Genomic DNA, 19,933 nt, shown 5'->3' with positions numbered 1-19,933 from the left:
AGGTGCCCCGCAGGGGCCTCGAAGGACGAGGGCGGCCGCTGCCAGGTACACAATCGCGATCGAGGACGTCCCGGATCGTGTTCGAGGTCGCGATTTCTGCCGGGTCGGCGATGTTGGCCGGCATGAACACGACATCAGAACATGATCGAACCCTTGCCGCCCAACTGAGATCGCTTTCGATCGAGCCTGCGGCCTTCAAGACGGAGCTGCCGGAGCCTCGTGCCCGGCGGCGCATGATCCCTGGCGCAATACTTGTCCTTGCGGCGACGGCATCGCTGGCGGTGGTCGCTCTCTATGGACCTCAGACGCTGGAGCGTATCGAGGCCGCGATTGCGGGGAAGACGGGCGACCACCCTGCGATATCCGCTCATGAGGCGCCGGCCAGGGGCGGTGCGATTGTTGAGGGAGAGGATGGGGCGAAGAGTAGGGCCGCGCCGTCCCGTGAAGTTACCGGCTCCGGCTACGTCGTGGCGCCCGACACCGCCATTGTTTTTTCCAAATATGAGGGCCGGGTTGTCGCCGTCGAGGTCGAGGCGGGCGACAAGGTCGTGGCGGGGCAGCTGCTGGTGCGGCTCGACGATGCCGGCGCCCGGTTTGCGCTCCGCGGTGCGGAGATATCGGAGCGGGCGGCGGAGCTGGCGCTTGATGCGAGGAATATCGAGCTCGCGCAGGCGCGGTCATCGCTGACACGTACCGAGCGGCTGGCCGGGCGGGATGCGATGTCGGCGCAAGCCCTGGAGGAGGCGAAGACGGCTTTCGACGCGGCCGAGAATGCCGCCCTGCGGGCGCGGCAGGATGTCGCCAAGGCCAGGCTCGACATCGACAGGGCGCGCGAGCAGGTCGAGGCGCTGACCGTGCGAGCGCCGATTTCGGGCACCGTGACGCGGCTCGACGCGCATGTCGGCGACACCGTGCTGTCGCGCGAGGACAGCGTGCGGGAGAATGAAAGCCTGCTTGCGATTACCGATACGGCGAAGATGGTCATCGATGCGGATGTGGCCGAAGCCAATATCGCGCTGATGCGGCCGGGCCTCTCAGGCGAGGCGGTGCTCGACGGCTTTCCGGGGCAGCCCTTTGCAGTCGAGGTGGCGAAGATCGCGCCCGTCATTTCGCGGGAGAAGGGGACGGTGACGCTGCGCCTGTCGCTCACGTCGCCGCCTTCCGGCATGCGGCCTGCAATGGCGGCGCGCATTCGGCTTGTGGTGGGTGAGGGGAGCGCGGGCGCTCTTCACCCGCCCCCGTCCTTCGAGGCTCCGGCCGTTGGCCTACCCACCTCAGGATGATCCTTCGAGGCGATCCTGCGGATCGCACCTCAGGATGAGGGCGGCCTCTGCGATAGCAACAATCCATCACCAAGGAGCAAAGCAATGACCGACAGCCAAGACCCCTTCATCGCGCTCGCCGGCGTCGGAAAGGCGTTCAGGATCGGGACAGAGACGATCCCGATTTTCTCCGGACTCGACCTTTCCATTCCGCGCGGCGACTTCGTTGCTGTCATGGGGCCGTCCGGCTCGGGGAAATCAACGCTGCTCAATATGCTCGGCGGCATCGACAGCCCCGATGCCGGCGAGATCCGGATCGGGCGCAGCCATCTCGAACAGATGGGCGAAGGCGCAAGGGCGGCCTGGCGGGCGCACAGCATGGGCATCGTCTTCCAATTCTACAACCTGCTGCCGATGCTGAATGCGGCGGAGAATATCGAGCTGCCGCTGCTTCTGAAGCCGCTCGGGCGCAAGGAGCGGCGGGCCCGCGTCGATACCGTCATGGACCTCGTCGGGCTTGCCGGCCGGCAGCGGCAGTTTCCCTCCAGCATGTCGGGCGGGCAGCAGCAGCGTGTCGGCATTGCGCGCGCCATCGTCGGCGATCCCGATCTGCTTCTCTGCGACGAGCCGACCGGCGATCTCGATCGAAAATCGGCCAATGATATCCTTGAGATGCTGAGCTTTCTCAATCGCGAGCTTCAGAAGACCATCATCATGGTCACGCATGATCCCGAGGCCGCTTCCTTCGCCCGGCGCACGCTGCATCTCAACAAAGGCGAATTCGTCACCGAGGAAAGGCCGGGCCGATGACCTTCTTCGAGCTCATGCGGCGCAATGCCTGGCGCAAGCGGTTGCGCGCCATTTTGCTGATGTTTTCGGTCGGCGTCGCCTTTCTGATCTACGGGCTGACGGCGAGCTTCGTTGCCGGCAGCCAGGGCGCGGCCAGAGCCAGCGACAATCTGCTCGGCGTCTTCAACAAGTCGGGACGAGGCCTGCCCCTGCCGCTTGCCTATATCAATCGCATCGCGGCCGAACCCGATATCGCCGCCGTCGCCTATACCGCGCGCATGCGGGGCTTCGTCGAGGTCGAGAAGAATGTGGTTGTCGTCAGCGCCGTCGAGCCGCAGGCCATTGCGGCGGCCAACGGCGAAGAGCTCGGGCTGACGCCGGAGCTGACCGCGGCGCTCGAAGAGGGCGGCGACCGGGTGTTGGTCGGCAGGGCGCTGGCCGAGGCGCAGGACTGGTCGATCGGCCAGCGCATCGGCTTTACCGGCCAGCTGACCAGGACCGACGGCAGCCGGAACTGGAGCTTCACCATCGCCGGCATCTTCGAGGGCGCCGATGCCGGCACCGACACCTATTTCATGCTGGCTCGCTATGACGCGCTCAATGCCGCGCGTGCGCGCGACAAGGATACGGTCGACGCCTTCGTCGTGCGTCCGCGTCCGGGCGTGTCGCCAGGCATGCTGGCGGCGCGGATCGACGCTCTGTTCGCCAATTCGGCGGCGCAGACGCGGACGCAATCGGAAAAGCAATTCCTCGAGGCGTTTCTCAGGCAATTCGCCGATGTCGGCCTGATCGTCAGCCTTGTCGTCGGCGCGGCCTTCGTCACCATCCTGATGATCGCGATCAACACCATGCTGTTTGCCGCGCGCGAGCGTCGTTTCGAGATCGGCGTCATGAAGGTGCTCGGCTTTTCCAGTGGGCGGATCATGGCGCTTGTCGTCGGCGAGACGCTGTTCATCTTCGTTGTCGGCGGCGCAGGCGGGCTCGTCCTCGCCAAGCTCGCGACGCTTTCGATCGGGCCGGAATTCGGCCTCGTCTTCGGGGCGACCCTCCTCATCCAATCTTTCGCCATCATCGCGGGGCTCGGCCTGCTAACCGGGCTGCTGCCTGCGGTCAGCGCCATGCGCCTGCCGATCGTCAACGCCTTCAGAACGAGATAAGCCAATGTCATCAGCGCTCAAGCAGATCTTTCTCATGATCAGAGTCAATCTCGGCAGTTTGCCCCGGCGGCTCGCGATCTCGCTGTCGATGGTGCTGTCGGTCGCCCTCGTCGTGGCGGTGCTGTCGGGCTTTCTGGCGATGGCGCGCGGCTTCGAGGCCGCGCTTGCCGGCGCCGGCTCGCCTGATATCGCCCTCGTTCTCGGCGGCGGCACCAACCAGGAGACCGGGTCGGAGGTGCCGGCCGAAGCAATCCGCAGCCTTGCCGCCATGGGCGGCGATAGCGGGATTGCCCGCAACCCTGGGATTGCCGGCAACCCTGGGATTGCCCGCGACGGCGCAGGCGCGCCGGCTTTGTCGCGCGAGACCGTCGTCCCCGTCGATGTCAGGCAAGACGACGGCGCCCAGCAGACGCTGTCGCTGAGGGGCATGGACGTGACCGGCCCTGCCTTGCGCGACCGCGCACGGCTTTCGCAAGGACGGCTGTTTTCGCCGGGTGCGCGCGAGATCGTCGTCGGCGCCCGCATCGCGGACTCCTTTCCCGGCCTTGCGGTCGGTGACACGATCCGGCTCGGCGCGCTCGACTGGAAGATCGTCGGGCATTTCACGTCAGGCGGCAGCGCCTTTGAATCCGAGATTTGGGCGGATCTGGAGCCGGTGCAGTCGGCTTTCGACCGGCAGGGACAGGTGCAGAGCCTACGGGTGCGGCTCGATGGCGCAGGCGATCCCGCAACAGCACTGGCGGCGTTGCGCGATCGCCTGTCGGCCTTGCCCGGCACGCCGCTTACCGCCGTCTCGGAGACCGATTTCTATGCCGGCCAGGCCGAGCGGACAGAGAGCCTCATCCGCCTGTTCGGCTGGCCGATCGCCCTGCTGATGGCGATCGGAGCGACGGCGGGGGCCTTGAACACGATGATGAGTTCGGTCTCCGACCGCAGCGTCGAGATCGCTACGCTGCGCCTCCTCGGCTTTGCCCGCCTGCCGGTTTTCACCGCGAGCTGGGTGGAGGCGGTACTGCTCTCGCTGGCGGGCGCCGGCCTCGGCGTCCTCGCCTCCAGGCTGGCTTTCGACGGTTGGCAGGCAAGCACGATGGGCGCCAACCATACCAAGATGGCTTTCCAGCTCAACGTCAGCGGCGAGGTGATCCTCACCGCCGGCCTGCTGGGCCTTGCGATCGGCATCCTCGGCGGCGCTCTGCCGGCGATCGCCGCCACACGGCTGCCGCTGAGTTCGGCATTGCGGGCGAGGGGGTAGAAGACGCCGACACAGCAACCGAATCACCTTCATCCCGGCTGGGCTTGCCTAATTGACTCAAGCGGTATGTCATCCGCTCAGCTGCGATTTACTCGCCTCGAATCTATTGTTTTTCCGGCTTAAGTTGTGGCTTTGCGAAGCCTGCGCGGTTGCCCGTGGAATAAGGTCCGCGAATTTGCCCGCTGCCGCATTGACAACATCTTCTCGCCTTCTTGCCGTGGCCGGTTGCCCCCGCCGCATGCGGTCGATCGATCCCGGTCGAGCTCTGCGGCGACATAGCGATCCGATGAACAGGGCAACATGGCGATATGACAATCTACTATGTGAACTCAGCGACTGGCTCCGACCGCAACAGCGGAACGGGCCAGAACTCGGCTTTTGCGACTTTGTCCAAAGTGGAATCCTTGACGCTGAAACCGGGCGATAGCGTGCTGCTCGCCAAGGGAAGCGTCTTCAACGAGCAATTCGATATCAAATATTCCGGCACCGAGAGCGCGCCGATCAAGATCGGCAGTTACGGCACGGGTGCCGCACCCGTCATCCATAGCGGCGACGACGGCATTCACAGCCGCTATGCATCGAACATCGTCATCGAGAATCTCAAAATATCGAATAGCGGCGGTGCTGCCATCTATGGTGGCAGTGTCGCGAACTGGACAGTTCGGGATGTCGAAATCGACAAGGCGGGAATGTCGAGCGACTCAGGTTCCGTGAAGTTTCGCAACAGCAAGAACATCACGATCGAAGACAGCAAGATCTCGGGCGTGAAAAGCGACGGCATCTGGATCGAAAAGGTCGAGGGCGTCAAGCTTCTCAATAATACGGTGACGAACAGCCACGGCGCCACGGCAGATGCCATTCAGGTGAACGACAGCAGCGACATTCTGATCCGAGGTAACCATCTCGACCAGACGCATGCCGAGAGCCCCAAGGGCGTCATCGTGCTCATCAGGCCGGTGAACGCGGTGGTCGAGGACAACTCGCTGAGTGGCGGCGGCTTCGGCATCAGTGCGCAAGCGGGCAAGAACGTCGCCATCCGCGATAACGATATATCGGGCTTTCACGGCTACGACTGGTCCTTTGCCATCGGTCTGGGCGATCAGGGCAATACGCGAGACTACGATATCGCGGGCAACCACATCCATGATGGTGCATGGGGCGTGGTCGTCACCGCCCCCGCCGGCGACCCCGACTATGTCCGCGCAAACATCAAAATCCATGACAATGTCTTCGACGATCTCACGCAGTCTGCGCTGAAAGTCGACCGACCGGCATCCGGCTCATTCTACAACAATACCATCGAAAGCGGCGTCGACGCCTACAGCATATCACCCGCTATCGTCGATGCGCACAGCTTCACCGTTAGCAATAACCACACGGTCGCGAATGTCGAGACGGTGCTTGCGGCCTCGGATACCAGGGTTGCGGCGGCGACGGACGCGGCCGTGGATCCGGCGGTCGTCGCGGTTCATGACAACTTGAAGATCTTTACCGATACGGGCGAGGCCCATCGCGGCAATCTTCTGGAAAACGACAGCTCCGACAACGGGACCTTGCTCCTTCGCCGCTTCGGCGGCGAAGCCGTCGGCGAACACGGCCTTACGCTGACAGGCGAGTACGGGGTCATGCACGTGGATAGAGAAGGCAATTATGCCTATACTCTCGACGAAACGAAGCTCCCCGGCCATGATGGACATGTGAGCGAAACCTTCGGTTACGGGGTCAATGATGGGACCTCGCAGCATAACGACGGGGATACGTTGACCGTCTTCATCCATATGGATGGCTTGCTCAGCTGAGTGCGCGGGCATTCGGCACGATTCTTCCCGGCCTCACCCTCAGGCGCCCTGCAACGGCCTTGAAGGGTGAGGTCTGCCATTCTTTCATGATTTAGGTCGACAATGGCGCTAATCCACTCGTCCCGTCCTTCGAGGCTTTCGCCTTGCTGGCTAGCCTTGAGCGCGCGTCGTAACGTCCAGTACCTCGCGTAATGCTACCGTTTATTCACCTTTCGGTCGTTGTTCTCTAGATTATTTTCGTATGAGTTGTATCCTCTAGAGCGCAGCCACGGCTAGACGCTTCTCGGGAGCAAAGGCGGCCCCATGGGCCTACGGCTGCTGCAACGGCAATCGAACGCCATCTTGATTGGCGCACAGCGCTCCGAGCGCATCCGATCCACTCGTCGTAGCCAACCAGACGGCGCGCGATAATCCGAGAACAAGGCGATATGGCAATCTACTATGTGAACCCAGCAATAGGCTCCAACAGCAACACCGGAACGAGCGAGGACGCCCCTTTTGCATCCTTCTGGGCGGTGGAAAACCTGAAGCTGCAGCCCGGCGACAGCGTGCTTCTCGCAGCCGGTAGCGTGTTCAACGACCAGCTCGATCTGAAATATTCCGGCACAGTCAACGCCCCGATCACCATCGGCAGCTACGGAGTCGGCGACGCTCCCGTCATTCATAGTCCCGGCGATGGCATTCACAGCCTTTATGCCTCGAACATCGTCATCGAGAACATCAAGATCTCGGACACCGGTGGGGCGGCCATTTATGGCGGTTATGTTTCGAATTGGACGATCAACAATGTCGAGGTTGACCACACCGGCTTGGCAGGCAAAGCCGGTTCCATCACCATCCGAACCGGCTCGAACATCACCATCGAGAACAGCACGATCAACGACGTCAACGGCGACGGCATCTGGATCGAGAAGATCAACGGCGTCACTCTCCTCAACAATACTGTCACCAACGCCCACGGCACCGCGGCGGATGCCGTGCAACTAAACGACAGCAAAAACATCGTCATCAGCGGCAATTATTTTGATCAGACGGGCGCGGTGACGCCAAAGGGTGTGCTGACGTTGATACGGCCCGTGGATGCGGTGATCGAGGGAAATACGATTGTCGGCGGCGGCTTCGGGATCAGCGCGCAGGCCGGCACGAATATTGCCATCCATGATAATGATATTTCCGGCTACGGCGGCTACAGCTGGTCTTACGCCATCGGCCTTGGCGATTCAGGCGATACCCGCAACTACGATATCTCCGGCAATTATATCCATGACGGCGTGTGGGGCGTGTCGGTCAGCGCAGCCGGCACGACGACCTATGTCCGTGAGGGGATCGATATTTACGGCAATCTTTTCGATGACCTGACGCAGGCAGCGCTGAAGGTCGACCGACCGGCATCCGGATCCTTCCACGACAATTTCATTGCGAGCGACGTCACGCCTTACAGCATCTCCCCCTCGATCATTGCCGCAGGCACCTTCCCCGTCAGCGACAACACGACCATCGAAGAAGGTGGCGTCACGCTTGCAAGCGCCGACAGTCTGGTCGCTACGGATGCCAGCATCAGCCTGATGTCGGACAACGGGCTCACATCCCATGACGGCCTGAAACTTAGCCTCGACAAAACCGCATCAGACAAGGCTGGCGCCCATCACGACACTCCTGTCGGTGAAAACGGCGTGTCGGATGGGACCTTGCTGCTTCGTCATTTCGGCGCGGCTGCCTTGGAAAAGCACGGGTCGACTCTTGGCAATGGCGATCACGGCCTGACGATCGAAGCTGCCGATCTCGCCGGCCCGGAAAACGACAACGGAATTTCCCACCATGAGACCGCACCTCAGCCGTTGCATCATCCACCAGCGGACGGGCCGATCGTCTCCATCCTGCAAGACAGCATGCTGCATTGAGGGTCGCCGGGCGCATCGCCGCTACGACTAGAACAGGATGATTTTAGGCCCGGTCGGCCTAAAATCTGAATCCTGTTCTAAATTAAAGAGTTAGAGCATGATGTCGTCCGAAAACCGCTCACACTTTTCGGCATCATGCTCTAGATGCCGTAGCGGCAGGCACTCAGCGGTCGCCGAGCAGGGCTCGCTGGACGTCGGCTTCGATTTCCGCGCAAATGATCTCGTATTCAGTGATGATCGCAGGATCGGCCGATCCATCCTTGCGCATGCGGTCGAGCACGGAGCAGGCTTCGCCATAGGCGCCGCACAATTCGTAGAGATGGGACTGGCTCGATGCGGCGGCTCTGATCGTCGCCCGCGTGGCCGGCAATCTCATCATCAGCCGGGCCAGCCCCTGTTCGGCGGCATGCCTGGCGATCGGGGCGACGCCTTCCCTTCTGATCATGCCATCATCCCTCGCTGCCTGAGGTTCTGCGGTCGAGAGCTTGTACGCAGAAATCCTGCGTCTGGTTCATGCCTGATGCAGGAAAGGTTCTCGCTCCTGTCGGCTCAGGACGAAAGGCCGATCGTAATCGTCGCGGAGAGCACGCCGCCGTCGAGCTTTTCGAAATCGAATATGTGATCGACGGCGTCCTGCGGGATGAGGCCGTCCTCGTCGTTGCGCGTATCGCGGGGAGGGCGTTGGCGATAGTCGGGATGCCCGCCATAGACGATGTCGCTCAGCGCATCGTCGAAATAGATCTGACTGACGAGAAGTTCCCTGCCTTCGACGATGATGCGGCAGTGAACATGCGGCGTGCGGCCCCTGTACCATCCGGGATAGACCGTCAGAAAGCTTGCCTGCCCGGCCGCATCCGTCAACTGGCGGCCGCGAAAGGCAAGCCCGCTGATCGCCTCGGCGTCGTCGAGCGTGCACATGTCAGCTGCTTCCCGGCCGGAATAGATGCCACGGTGATCGGTATGCCAGATTTCGATATCGGCGTTTTCGACCGGTCGGCAATCGGCTGCATGGACGATGCGGACGGCCAGGCGCAGGGGCAGCCCAGCCTTTCCTTCGGTGACGTCCTGACGTGCCGGGATATCGTTGACATGGCAGGGGCCAAGGGTCTGGGCGACAGTCGCGACGCAATTCGGGCGCATCCGGAAGAGCGGCGCGGGCAGCTTTTCCAAGGCGACGGACCGTGTGCCGCCGCTGAGGAAATCAGTGCCCTCCCAGTCGAATGTCCCGGCGGCCACGACGATATGTCGCTGCGGCCAGAATGCCGCCGCAGCGACCGATGATGCGACAATGGTCGCACCGCCAAGCATAAGCGTCCGCCTCTTCATCTGTCCTCCTTTGCCGCAGAAGAGCGTGTAAAGCGAATGGACCGGGATTTCGAGTTAAATCCCGGCAATGATCGACGGCAGCGAGACGATCCTCACGCCTCAGATGGCGACCTGTTCGCCGAGCTCGACGACGCGATTTGACGGCAGGTTGAAATAATCGGACGGGTCGATCGCAAAACCTTCCAGCGCCATGAAGATACGTTCCTGCCAGCCGGGCAACCCCGTATTCGGCGTCCTGACGAGATTGCGGCGGCCGAGATAGAAGGAGGTCTTCATGATCTCGAACTTGAAGCCGCCCTCCCGGCAGAGAGCCAAGGCCCTGGTGACATCCGGATCGTCCATGAAGCCGAAGGTGATGTCTAGGCGGACGAAACGCGGCGACAGCTGGCTGATCTTGATGCGTCTGCTGTCGGGGACGTAAGGTTCGTCCTCGGTCCAGACGGTCAGGATGACGTTCTGTTCGTGGAGCACATGATTGTGCTTGAGATTGTGGAGCAGAACGTTCGGCGTCCGGTCGGGGACGCTGGTCAGAAAGACCGCCGTTCCCGGCACGGTGACCGGCGAATGCTCCGATTTCCGCTCGATCGATTTGATGAAGGAATCGAGCGGGATCTCACTGTTGGCCCGCAGTCTCTTCAGGTAGGCCTGCCCGCGGGTCCATGTCCACATCAAGATCATGATCGCCAGCGCCAGTGCGACCGGAACCCAGCCGCCATCATGAATCTTCAACAGGTTGGCGGCCAGGAACATGACCTCGATGATGAAAAGAGGCAGCAGCAGGACAACAGCGAGCACAAGGGAGTAGCCCCAGACGGCCCGCAGGAACTGGAAGGCCAGCATCGTCGAGATGACCATGGTACCAGTCACCGAGATGCCGTAGGCGGTCGCCAGTGACTCCGAATCGCCGAAGGAAAAGATCAGCATCAACACGCCGATCAGCAGGAGAAGGTTGACGCTCGGCACATAGATTTGGCCGGTGTTGGTCTCTGATGTGAATTTGATGCGCAGCCTTGGCAGGAAGCCGAGATGAACCGCCGAACGGGCCAGCGAAAACGCGCCTGTTATGACGGCCTGACTGGCGATGATCGTTGCCATCGTCGCTAGAATGACCACCGGCAGCAAGATCCAGTCGGGATACATCAGGAAGAACGGGTTTGACGCCGTCTCGGGATGGGAGAGAACGAGTGCACCTTGACCGAGATAGTTGAGGAGCAAGGCCGGAAAGACGAGCACGAACCATGCCATCTGGATCGGGCGCCGCCCGAAATGCCCAAGATCGGCATAGAGCGCCTCGGCACCTGTCACCGTCAGAAAGACGGCGCCAAGTACGATAAGGCCGACAGTGCCGGCATGGGCAAGGAACAAGAGCGCATTAATCGGATTGAGCGCAGCCAGGATCCTCCAGTCGTCGCCGATATGGATGAGGCCGCCAACTGCCATGGCTAAAAACCACAAGACGGTAACCGGCCCGAAAAACATCGAGACAGCAGCCGTCCCCCTCGACTGGGCGGCGAAGAGGACGATCATGATCGCCGCCGACGCGAGCGGGACATAGTCGGCAAAGGCCGGCGTGACCAGTTTCAGGCCTTCCAGCGCCGACATGACCGAAAGGGCAGGCGTGATCATGGCATCGCCGATGAAAAGGGCCGCCCCGATCAGCCCGGCGAAGAACAGCACCGGCACGTTTCGTCCCATCTTCTTCATCAGGAGGGCGAGAAGCGAGAGCGTGCCGCCTTCGCCGTCATTGTCGGCCCTGAGAAGGAACAGCACATATTTGAAGGTCACGATGACGGTCAGGGTCCAGACCATCAGCGAAATCAGACCGATCACCTCCGGCTCGTGTATGCCATCGGCGGCAAAGGGTCTCAGCGCTTCGCGGAAGGCATAGAGCGGGCTGGTGCCGATATCGCCGTAGACGACGCCGATTGCGCCGATAACCAACCCGACAAAGCCGCTGCGGCTGCCGGCGTCACCAGTCTTGTCTGCATGTGTTGAAGTCATGGTTCCCCGCTCATGGCGCTTGCTTACAAGCAGAAACATATGCCGCATTGGAGAACGGCAAGTAAATTGGCGTCGATGCAAACTTTTCGTGACGGCCAGGCGCCCAATGCGGGCTGGTATCACGACCCGGAACACGGTCAGGATGAACCGATTTCGATCCGGGAAATTTTGTTATAGGCATTCGAAATCAGTTTCCGGGCCGGGGGGCGAGGCAGATGGAACCAACCCGATCGAGGCGGTTGCAGGGGTCGCCGGGAACTCATCCGGCTCCATCGCGCCGGCGAGATCGATGACGAGACGTTGCACGAGCTGGAGCGGCTCGATCTTGAGGAGCTGAGTGCGATCTCCGCCAAGGCCTGATCTCACAAGTCTCAAAGACGACGACGTATTGCTGTCTGCGCAGAAAGTATTATCTGCGTCATTGGAACTATAATTCGTGCGGGCCATGACGGTGCTACGAGACGTTATCCAATGCGGCTTGTCGACGATGGCCGATTCTGCGGCGGAATTCAGCTTTTCTCTGCGATAGGCCGAACGTTCCGAGGTGACCTTTCCGCGACAGTATTGCCCTTGAATGCTGCGGAGATTGTCAGCGTAATTTAGAAAAATTCCCCGTCAGATTGTTTCTAATTGCCGCCATGATTCGAATATACGTTCCCGGCCGCGATTTTTTCTTCGCCACATTTCTGATGTTCCAAATTATCCAAACAATGGTGAGAAACAATGAAAATTATTCTCGTCATAGCCCTCACGCTTTTTGCCGTTCCCTGTGATGCCGACATGCTTGGTACGGCTTCCAAATATGACCGCATGCATGAACGCTCCATCTCCTTCCTCGGCGTTAATCCGCGCAGAATATCCTGGTGCGGCGCGTTCCTGGCCTTTGTCGCCAAACGATCCTCGCGGCAGCCGCCTGATAATCCCAACATGGCGCGGTCCTGGATGAAGTTCGGCAAGCCGGTCGTCGCCCGCTCGGCCAGGCGCGGCGACGTGGTGGTGATCCGAAGCGGCAGGCGTTTCCACGTCAGCCTGTTCGACCATTTCGACCAGCGGCGTCAGTACGTCTACCTCTTCGGCGGCAACCAATCCAACCGGGTGCAGCTGTCGCGTTACCGCGCAAGCTCCGTCGTCGCCGTGCGACGATGATGGCGAGCGTGGCCGCCCTCGTCCTTCGAGGGCCTCAGGATGAGGTCGGAGAGAGGGCGTCGCTTGGCTCGCCGCATGGCAGCATGGCCCAACGAGCAGTCCTATCCTGAGGTGTGACCGGCAGGATCGCTCACGCTCTTGTAAGCGGCGATGATGCTCTCCGCTGCCAGTTCCGCCTGATCTGCCGTCGTCTGGTAATTGCTGACGGAGAGGCGCAGGACGTCGCGGCCGCGCCATTTGGCGCCGCCGGCGAAGAGGATGCCGTCCGCCTGGATCTTTTCGATCGCCTTTCGCGTCAGCGCGTTACTTTCGTCGTCCGGGCGATCGGCTGCGAAACGGACGACGATCTGGTTGAGCGCCACCTCGTTCAGAATGGCGATGCCGGGTTCGCGCGCGAGCCGGTCGGCCATCAGGCGGGCCGAGGTGCAGCATTGGTCGATGAGGGCCTCGATGCCGTTGCGGCCGAAATGTTTCAGCATCGCCCAGGTGGCGAAACCGCGTGCCCGTCGCGAAAGCTCCGGCACGTAATGGGAGGGGTCACGCTCGCCTTCGCCGGCGAGCGGCAGGTAACTTGCGGCGATCGTCATAGCGCGGCGATGGGCGAGTTCGTCGCGGACGATCGCATAGCCGCAATCATAGGGCGTCTGCAGCCATTTATGGCCGTCGGTCGCCCAGCTGTCGGCTGCTTCGATGCCGCGGCTGAGATGGCTCACTTTCGCCGATGCCTGCGCCCACAGGCCGAAGGCGCCGTCGACATGCACCCATGCGCCTTTCGCCTTCAGCGGTGGGATGAGCCTGTCAAAATCGTCGAAAGCGCCGGTATTGATCTGGCCGGCCTGAAGAACGGCGATCAAGGGGCCGGCGACCGCGTCAAGCGCGCCGGGAAGTGCCGCCGAGTCGATCCGGCCCATCGCGTCGGTGGGCAGGCGCAGCACACGGTCATGCCCGAGACCGAGGAACTGAAGCGCGGAGAAGACGGTTGTATGGGCATCGTCGCCGATCAACACGGTGATCTCAGGCGCGCCGAACAGGCCGTCGGCATCGGCATCCCAGCCGACCTTTCGCAGCACCTCGCCGCGGGCGGCGGCAAGGCAGGTGAAATTTGCCACCGTGGCGCCGGTCACGAAGCCGACCGAGCTTTCAGCCGGCAGTTTCAGGAGATCGAGAAGCCATCGCGCCGCTATGGCTTCAACGGCAGCCGCTGCCGGAGCGGCGAAATGGTTTCCGGCGTTCTGGCCCCAGGCGCTGGTGAGAAAATCGGCTGCGACGCCGACCGGATGAGAGCCGCCGATGACCCAGCCGAAAAAGCGCGGGCCGGTGGTTGCATGCAGCCCGGGTTCGGCGCCGTCGGAGAGCTGCCGGATGACATCGAGCATATCGGAGCCGGCCGCCGAAAGCGGCTCGTCGAAGACGGCAAGGCAGGCGGCGTAGTCGTTGCTTGGCACATGGCGGGCAAAGGCCGTTTCCCGAAACCCGGCGGCAAGCCGGGCGGCCTCCTGAAACAGAGTTGCGATTGCCGACATCGGATCCCCCGCGCCAACGGCTCCGGCCCCTGACAGAACCTCCTCAAAGCAAGCTGTTGACGCAGGCAGTCTAGCCGATATTGCCGACGCTGTCTTGCCGCTCCTGTGAACGGGGCGGCCACGACGCTCCGCGGGCATGGCTTCGCGAGGCATTCAGCCGGACATCAGGAAACGGGTGGCGGCCTAAGACCTTGGATCTTTAGTTATCGGCGGTTTGCAAAGCGAGGAGATACCCGATGAAAGGTGCCAGCGATCGAAACACGGCCATGCAACTTTTGGAACGGATGTTCCAGGTGGAGTTGGATTTTCTCAATTCCGACAAGACGGATGCTGAGGCGCTCGCGCGGGCGTTTCATCCCGATGTGGTCGTCCATGAACCCGCATCGCTGCCCTATTCCGGTGACTGGAGGGGATTGACGGGCATCGCGTCTCTGTTGAGGGTAATGAGCGAGGTCTGGAGCGATGTCGCGGTCGAGGATCTGGCCGCGGCCCAATCCGGAGACCTCGTCTTCATGACATGCAGGTTGAGGCTCACTTCTCGGGCAAGGGGCGCCTTCATCGTGCAACCCTTCGCCGAAGTTCTGCGCTTTAGGGAGGGATTGCTGCTTGACGGCACGCCCTTCTATTTCGACACGGCCGAGATCTTGAGGGCGATCGGATAGGCGCAGGGTCTTTTGTTTCCTGCGCGGCCATCGTCGCTACAGCATATCTCCGAGGCTCCAGTGATTGTTCCAGCGGGCGTCGATTTCGTCATCGACGTTCTGGAAGCGGATGTCGGTGGAGAGACGCAGACGGCCGGCGCGATCCTGGTTGGTCGTGGCAGCGTGGATCATGTAGGGCGAGTGCAGGACCACGTCACCGGCTTCGTAATCGGCGGCGAGCCAGCGGGCGTTGAAACGTTCGGCCATACCGGGGAGATCCTTCGAGACCCAGCCGCCTTCGGCCATATGGCTGTTATAGGCGCTGATCCGCTCCTCCGGCGAGAGGTCGCCGCTGCGGAGCCGGAATTCGGCCTCCATCCCCCGCCCGATGGCGTGCGAGCCTTCGAGATAGACGAGGCCGCCCATTTCGATGGGGACGTCGCCGATCGGAATCCAGGCCGTCACCAGCCGGTTGGTGCCGCCGCGGAGATAGACGAGATCGTAATGGGCCGGGGTGGCCGTCGCCGTGCCTGGCTTGGTATAGCGCATCAGCTTGCGCTTATGGAGATAGGAAATGCCTTGGAGAAAGGCGTCCATGAAGCGCACGAGCGGCGGCTGGGCGCAGAAACCTTCATAGGCGGCCGAGCGGACGATCGACATCAGCCGCCGGTCGGCCAGGGCCCAGTCGACGCCTTCGGCGGCGGCGATGCCGAGAGCAAAATCATGGCCTGTTACCAACAGCCCGGTTTCGGCAAGGCGGGAGAAGACCCAGCGGCGAAAATCGATCACTTCGGGGCGCGGCAGAAGGCCCTTCAGCCAGACATAACCGTCCTCCTCGTAGCGGCGGCGGATGGCTTCGATGCCGATGGCCGGGTCGGTCGGCTGAAGCAGGCCAAGCCTTTCGGCCGGGATCGTCCGGCCATGGGCGGCAAGGGAAAGGTCGGTTTTTCGCGGCTCGACATTTGCAGCAATTGACATTTCGTCCGTCCGTCGCTTGGTCTATTGTAGCTCAAAATAGCCGACGACAAGGCCGGAATACATGGAGGAAAGTCATCGCTGGACTTTTCGCTCAACATGAGAGCGGCTGAGGCCATCTATCGGTCACCGCTCGACGCGGCTGGCGGGCTTGCCGTCACCGGGAGCGGCAAACAGCATGCGCGCCATGCCGTGAAGAGGAGGAAGCTCCCGAGTTTTGCGGTCGTGCTGGTGGAGCGTGGGCAGGGCTTTCTGGAAACCGCCGGCGTGCGCCGGCATATCGAGGGACCAGCGCTCTTCTGGCTCTTTCCCAATCGCCTCCATTCATATGGGCCGGATGAGGGCGGCTGGGATGAGCGATGGGCGCTGTTCGGCGGCTCGTTCACGCGGGATTTCGTAAGTCTGCGCCTGATCGCCGAGCAGCACCCCGTTGTAGCGCTGCGCCATGTCGAGGAGGTGGCGCGGCTCTTCGCATCTCTGCACGCCGATCTCATCAACGACACCCCTCTAGGCCAGGCCTCAGCGGCATCGGCGCTGCATAACATCGTGATCTCGGCCGCAAGGGAGGCGAGCGCTGCGGCGAGCGGGCGCCAGGTTGATGCCGGCGACATCGTCGAGACCTTGCGGGGGCGGGCGCTACAGCCGCTCGACCTCGCTGCTTTCGCTGTCGAGCACGGGATGTCGCCGGCCACGCTGCGGCGCAGATTCGTGACTGAAACGGGTTTGCCGCCTAAGGCATTTCAGCTCCGTGTCCGCATGGACCGTGCCAAACAATTGCTAGCCACCAGCGATGAAAAGATTGAATCCATCGCCGCCAGGATCGGCATCGACGATCCGTTTTATTTCTCGCGCCTCTTTCACGAGCGTGAAAGCTGCAGCCCAAGCCAATTTCGAGCGCGGTACCGGAGAATGTGAGGGGCGCGGGCGATAGCCGTTATATGAGGATCTTTCATCTTAGCCGCGACGCGCACGATGAAATCGATCATTACGTGAGGTAATTTTTAATATTGTTAGCGTTTTCGTGCCGTGATTTCTAATCACTCCGGGTAACTTTAAAATTCATTGCCTTTTTTGTAAGTATCCATCAAAGATGTGGAAATATCATTCGCAGTTCTGTCAATGTCGTTCTGCCAACAGCGAGGGATATGCGCTGAAATATTTTGTTCTCTACGCGCTCGTGTGCTCGGCGGTTGGGGTAGTCCTTCTCGTCGTCATCCATCAGATCGCACCGTTCGACGCGGACGGGCCAAGCCATTCCATCGCGGACCGAATGATCGATGACACCGCGACCGGGACGGTCGGCAGTGCGCCGATCCGGCCAGATGACCTAGTTGTAGGGTCGACTCCCGCGCCTGCGCCCTATGAACCGCCCGTCCGGCAATCTGATCAATGGGACCTCCGGCCAACGAATTCGCCGGCGGGGGAGCCATTCGATTCATCGGTCGCACGAAAGGGCGGTCGGGTGGGAACGCCGATGCAGTGACCGGCGGAGTATCGCAGGCGCAACGCCTGCTGGACCCAATACGCATCAGCCGGAAAATAGGGCCGATACGCGTTTGTCACTGTTTTGGCGTCCTTTGCATCTTCCAAGACGCCGCGCCACTGCGCGGAAACAATCCCCCTTGTCGGCACCGACCTCGATTGCATTATCCCGAACTGTCAGTATTGACAGTATCGCGTTGATTGCAGGAGGTTTCGATGGATGCGAGTTGTGTGACGATCAGGCTTATCCAGGCAGACGAGGTGGAGTCTTTCCGGCGGGTCCGTCTGGAGGCGCTGCGCGCCGAACCGTCCCTCTTTGCCAGCCGCTACGAAGACTGGGAGGCTCTTTCCATCGAGGAGTGGCGCAATCGACTGAGCGACCCGGTTTTTGTCGCGTTTCGGAACGGCGAACCGGTCGGCATTATGGGCCTGCTTCGGCAGCGGCCGAGCAAGATGATCCATCGCGCCACCATCATCATGGTCTATGTCCGCGCAGAGCTGCGTGGAACGGGTCTTGCCGGGACGCTGCTGGAGACGATCTCGGATCACGCGCGTGATATCGGCGTCCGGCAGCTGGAACTGTTCGTCAGCGCGGAGAACCCGGCGGCAATTCGGTTCTACCAACGTCAGGGTTTCTCCGAGATCGGCAGGATTCCCGGCGGGGTGCTGGAGGAGGGCAGGGAGATCGACGACGTGATGATGGCGCGCCGTTTCGTCGATTAGACATTACGCGGATTTTCTTCGCGTAGAGGTTTGTCTCACCTCTTGACCTCAACCGCGGTTGGGGTCGCAGGATGCGGGCATGAGCGGGAGCTGTGCCATGACGAAAATTCTGAGAGACGAGGATCTGGTCGGCGGCGCTTTGATGTCCATCGCCATCGACGCGCTCGAGGCCGCCTTTCTCGCGAGAGCCGGCAATCGCTTGATCTCCCCGCCTCGGCATCATGTTTCGTTTCCCGATCGAGGCGATCTCGTTTTCACGGTTGGTGGCCTCATGGGTGAGAAGCCGGTCGCGGGTTTTCGCGTCTACGACACATTCAACGGGGCGGAGCATACGCAGATCGTCGCCGTGTGGTCGGCCGATGACGCCCGGCTCGAGGGCGTCATTCTCGGCGAGCACCTCGGCGGCCTCAGGACCGGCGCCATCGGCGGGCTCGCCATCCGGCATCTCAGCGCAGCTGATGCCAGGATTGTCGGGATCATCGGCAGTGGGGCGCAGGCGCGAACCCAGCTTGCCGCGGCGGCCGCCGTTCGCAACCTCGACCGCGCCCGCGTCTATAGCCGCGACGAGATAAATCGCGCAGCCTTCGCAAGCGAGATGCAGCACGCCCTGGGGCTTGCTGTGGAGCCGGTCGACAGCGTCTCGAAAGCCGTCGATGACGCCGACATCGTCATCTGCGCGACCACGAGCCAAACGCCTGTCGTCCACTCCCGCGATTTGAAGCCCGGCGTGCATGTCACCACCGTCGGCCCGAAAACGCTTCAAGGATACGAACTCGGGTTGGATGTCGCCGATGCCGCGGCCGTGATCGCAACGGACTCTCCCGAACAGGCACGTGCCTATGCTTCGCCGTTTTTCCTCACCGGCTCCGGCAACGATGATCGCATCGCCGATCTTGCCGACATCATTGCCGGGAAAGCGCCCGGACGGCGATCGTCCGAGGACATAACGCTGTTCTGTTCGGTGGGCCTGGCCGGAACGGAGGTCGTCGTCGCCTCGGCGATACTCCGATCACCCGCCCTCGTCCTTCGGGACACCTCAGGATGATCCTTCGAGGCCCCTTCGGGGCACCTCAGGATGCGGGTTGATCGTGGTGCGTGCAGTGTTTGTTCGCCTGTCTCACGTCAGGCCCAGGACGTTCCGCATATTGTATTCGCCGGGCGCGCGCCCTGTGATCCAGCGGGCGGCGGCAAGCGCGCCGCGGGCGAACATGCCGCGATCGAGAGCCGAATGCGAAAGCGTGAGAACCTCCTCGGCGGCGGCAAACAGCACCTTGTGTTCTCCGACGAGCCCGCCGGCGCGCAGCACGGCGAAGCCGATCTCGTCGGGTGGTCGCTCGCCGGTCATGCCGTCGCGCCCGCGCCGCTCGACCGATGCGAGGGAAACGCCGCGTCCTTCGGCTGCCGCTTCGCCGAGCATCAGCGCCGTGCCGGACGGCGCGTCGATCTTCTGGTTGTGATGCGCTTCCAGGATTTCGATATCCCAACCTTGGGCAGGGAGGGCGCGCGCGGCCTGGGTGACGAGGCTGACCAGCATGTTGACGCCGATCGAGAAATTGCCGGAGCGCAGGATCGGAATGGTGCGCGCCGCCTCGGCGATCCGCTCGAGCTCGTCCGGCTCGAAACCTGTGGCGCCGATCACAAGAGCTGGTCCGCCCGCCGAGGCGCATAAGCCGGCAAGTTCGGCGGCAGCAGCTCCCGTCGTGAAATCCAGGATCACGTCGGCGGCCGCGATCGCGGCCGAACGATCGATCAACTCGGCGCCCGCCGCGGCGTCACGGCCGATGCCGCCGACGAAGGCAAAATCCGGATCGGCCGCCAGCAGCGGTAAGATGGTTCGACCCATGCGGCCGTTCGCGCCGGCGACGGCTACTTTGATTGGTGTGGTCACGTTCTTCCTGCTGCGTTATTTGCGATGGAGAAGCTGTTGCATCCGGCGTCCTCGCCGGAAAGGGTCTT

At 62.0% G+C, this 19,933-nt stretch carries 17 protein-coding genes; 11 read left to right on the top strand and 6 right to left on the bottom strand.

Annotation, left to right across the window (positions count from 1 at the left end; translation table 11 throughout):
- Positions 1–77: 77 nt before the first annotated feature.
- From CO655_RS26495 to CO655_RS26470, 6 genes are all read left to right on the top strand, one after another.
- Positions 78–1,283, top strand: a complete 1,206-nt coding sequence (locus tag CO655_RS26495) for an efflux RND transporter periplasmic adaptor subunit (RefSeq protein ID WP_141514365.1) — start codon at positions 78–80, stop codon at positions 1,281–1,283.
- 84 nt (positions 1,284–1,367) lie between these two features.
- Positions 1,368–2,072 carry an ABC transporter ATP-binding protein gene (locus CO655_RS26490; protein WP_097605395.1) on the top strand — a complete coding sequence of 235 codons (705 nt, stop codon included), beginning with the start codon at positions 1,368–1,370 and terminating at the stop codon, positions 2,070–2,072.
- A complete protein-coding gene (locus CO655_RS26485; protein ID WP_097667390.1) occupies positions 2,069–3,208 on the top strand; it encodes an FtsX-like permease family protein in 1,140 nt (379 codons plus the stop codon). The genes CO655_RS26490 and CO655_RS26485 overlap by 4 nt, the downstream gene beginning before the upstream one ends.
- 4 nt (positions 3,209–3,212) lie before the next feature.
- A complete protein-coding gene (locus CO655_RS26480; RefSeq protein WP_097605393.1) occupies positions 3,213–4,460 on the top strand; it encodes an ABC transporter permease in 1,248 nt (415 codons plus the stop codon).
- A gap of 308 nt (positions 4,461–4,768) precedes the next feature.
- The gene (locus CO655_RS26475) at positions 4,769–6,259 is read left to right on the top strand and encodes a right-handed parallel beta-helix repeat-containing protein (RefSeq protein ID WP_097667389.1); all 1,491 of its coding nucleotides are present in this window, start codon (positions 4,769–4,771) and stop codon (positions 6,257–6,259) included.
- Positions 6,260–6,687: 428 nt separating this feature from the next.
- Positions 6,688–8,160 (top strand): right-handed parallel beta-helix repeat-containing protein, encoded by a 1,473-nt coding sequence (locus CO655_RS26470; protein WP_097667388.1) that lies wholly within the window; start codon positions 6,688–6,690, stop codon positions 8,158–8,160.
- 163 nt (positions 8,161–8,323) lie between these two features.
- On the opposite strand, the gene CO655_RS26465 is transcribed toward CO655_RS26470, so the two are convergent.
- The 3 genes from CO655_RS26465 to CO655_RS26455 form a co-directional block, all read right to left on the bottom strand.
- On the bottom strand, positions 8,324–8,605 hold the full coding sequence (locus CO655_RS26465; protein WP_010033622.1) for a hypothetical protein: 282 nt from the start codon (positions 8,603–8,605) through the stop codon (positions 8,324–8,326).
- 104 nt (positions 8,606–8,709) lie between these two features.
- Entirely contained in the window at positions 8,710–9,486 is a 777-nt protein-coding gene (locus tag CO655_RS26460; RefSeq protein ID WP_097605390.1) for a protocatechuate 3,4-dioxygenase, read from the bottom strand.
- A gap of 99 nt (positions 9,487–9,585) precedes the next feature.
- Entirely contained in the window at positions 9,586–11,487 is a 1,902-nt protein-coding gene (locus CO655_RS26455; protein WP_097605446.1) for a potassium transporter Kup, read from the bottom strand.
- A gap of 723 nt (positions 11,488–12,210) precedes the next feature.
- On the opposite strand from CO655_RS26455, the gene CO655_RS26445 reads away from it, so the two are divergent.
- Positions 12,211–12,633, top strand: a complete 423-nt coding sequence (locus CO655_RS26445) for a TIGR02594 family protein (RefSeq protein WP_097667387.1) — start codon at positions 12,211–12,213, stop codon at positions 12,631–12,633.
- A gap of 101 nt (positions 12,634–12,734) precedes the next feature.
- Here the strand turns inward: CO655_RS26445 and CO655_RS26440 are convergent, their stop codons facing one another.
- Positions 12,735–14,156, bottom strand: a complete 1,422-nt coding sequence (locus CO655_RS26440) for a pyridoxal-dependent decarboxylase (protein WP_097667386.1) — start codon at positions 14,154–14,156, stop codon at positions 12,735–12,737.
- A gap of 236 nt (positions 14,157–14,392) precedes the next feature.
- Here CO655_RS26440 and CO655_RS26435 point away from each other — a divergent pair, with 236 nt between their 5' ends.
- On the top strand, positions 14,393–14,818 hold the full coding sequence (locus CO655_RS26435) for a nuclear transport factor 2 family protein (RefSeq protein WP_097605386.1): 426 nt from the start codon (positions 14,393–14,395) through the stop codon (positions 14,816–14,818).
- A gap of 36 nt (positions 14,819–14,854) precedes the next feature.
- Here CO655_RS26435 and CO655_RS26430 read toward each other — a convergent pair whose 3' ends face one another.
- Positions 14,855–15,775 carry a phytanoyl-CoA dioxygenase family protein gene (locus CO655_RS26430; RefSeq protein WP_010031962.1) on the bottom strand — a complete coding sequence of 307 codons (921 nt, stop codon included), beginning with the start codon at positions 15,773–15,775 and terminating at the stop codon, positions 14,855–14,857.
- Positions 15,776–15,871: 96 nt separating this feature from the next.
- Between CO655_RS26430 and CO655_RS26425 the strand changes: the two genes are divergently transcribed.
- The 3 genes from CO655_RS26425 to CO655_RS26410 all read left to right on the top strand — a co-directional run bounded on the left by CO655_RS26425 (position 15,872) and on the right by CO655_RS26410 (position 19,022).
- On the top strand, positions 15,872–16,687 hold the full coding sequence (locus CO655_RS26425) for an AraC family transcriptional regulator (RefSeq protein ID WP_097605384.1): 816 nt from the start codon (positions 15,872–15,874) through the stop codon (positions 16,685–16,687).
- 783 nt (positions 16,688–17,470) lie between these two features.
- Positions 17,471–17,977, top strand: coding sequence for a GNAT family N-acetyltransferase (locus CO655_RS26415; RefSeq protein ID WP_010031958.1), 507 nt, complete (start codon positions 17,471–17,473; stop codon positions 17,975–17,977).
- A 97-nt stretch (positions 17,978–18,074) separates the two neighbouring features.
- Positions 18,075–19,022, top strand: a complete 948-nt coding sequence (locus CO655_RS26410) for an ornithine cyclodeaminase family protein (RefSeq protein ID WP_097605383.1) — start codon at positions 18,075–18,077, stop codon at positions 19,020–19,022.
- A 72-nt stretch (positions 19,023–19,094) separates the two neighbouring features.
- On the opposite strand, the gene dapB is transcribed toward CO655_RS26410, so the two are convergent.
- On the bottom strand, positions 19,095–19,865 hold the full coding sequence (dapB, locus tag CO655_RS26405; protein WP_010029540.1) for a 4-hydroxy-tetrahydrodipicolinate reductase: 771 nt from the start codon (positions 19,863–19,865) through the stop codon (positions 19,095–19,097).
- Positions 19,866–19,933 lie beyond the last annotated feature (68 nt).

The organism is Rhizobium sp. M1 (assembly GCF_002531805.1).
Taxonomy (GTDB): domain Bacteria; phylum Pseudomonadota; class Alphaproteobacteria; order Rhizobiales; family Rhizobiaceae; genus Rhizobium; species Rhizobium etli_C.
The sequence above is the reverse complement of the archived record's forward strand: the minus strand, read 5'-3'. Positions and strand labels throughout refer to the sequence as shown.

Bases quoted from the DNA above. Each gene is read 5' to 3' on its own strand.
- CO655_RS26440 (WP_097667386.1), bottom strand. From the start codon at position 14,156: ATGTCGGCAATCGCAACTCTGTTTCAGGAGGCCGCCCGGCTTGCCGCC.
- CO655_RS26470 (WP_097667388.1), top strand. From the start codon at position 6,688: ATGGCAATCTACTATGTGAACCCAGCAATAGGCTCCAACAGCAACACC.
- CO655_RS26415 (WP_010031958.1), top strand. From the start codon at position 17,471: ATGGATGCGAGTTGTGTGACGATCAGGCTTATCCAGGCAGACGAGGTG.
- CO655_RS26445 (WP_097667387.1), top strand. From the start codon at position 12,211: ATGAAAATTATTCTCGTCATAGCCCTCACGCTTTTTGCCGTTCCCTGT.
- CO655_RS26485 (WP_097667390.1), top strand. From the start codon at position 2,069: ATGACCTTCTTCGAGCTCATGCGGCGCAATGCCTGGCGCAAGCGGTTG.
- CO655_RS26475 (WP_097667389.1), top strand. From the start codon at position 4,769: ATGACAATCTACTATGTGAACTCAGCGACTGGCTCCGACCGCAACAGC.
- CO655_RS26480 (WP_097605393.1), top strand. From the start codon at position 3,213: ATGTCATCAGCGCTCAAGCAGATCTTTCTCATGATCAGAGTCAATCTC.
- CO655_RS26425 (WP_097605384.1), top strand. From the start codon at position 15,872: ATGAGAGCGGCTGAGGCCATCTATCGGTCACCGCTCGACGCGGCTGGC.
- CO655_RS26435 (WP_097605386.1), top strand. From the start codon at position 14,393: ATGAAAGGTGCCAGCGATCGAAACACGGCCATGCAACTTTTGGAACGG.
- CO655_RS26455 (WP_097605446.1), bottom strand. From the start codon at position 11,487: ATGACTTCAACACATGCAGACAAGACTGGTGACGCCGGCAGCCGCAGC.
- CO655_RS26465 (WP_010033622.1), bottom strand. From the start codon at position 8,605: ATGATCAGAAGGGAAGGCGTCGCCCCGATCGCCAGGCATGCCGCCGAA.
- CO655_RS26490 (WP_097605395.1), top strand. From the start codon at position 1,368: ATGACCGACAGCCAAGACCCCTTCATCGCGCTCGCCGGCGTCGGAAAG.
- CO655_RS26430 (WP_010031962.1), bottom strand. From the start codon at position 15,775: ATGTCAATTGCTGCAAATGTCGAGCCGCGAAAAACCGACCTTTCCCTT.
- CO655_RS26460 (WP_097605390.1), bottom strand. From the start codon at position 9,486: ATGAAGAGGCGGACGCTTATGCTTGGCGGTGCGACCATTGTCGCATCA.
- CO655_RS26410 (WP_097605383.1), top strand. From the start codon at position 18,075: ATGACGAAAATTCTGAGAGACGAGGATCTGGTCGGCGGCGCTTTGATG.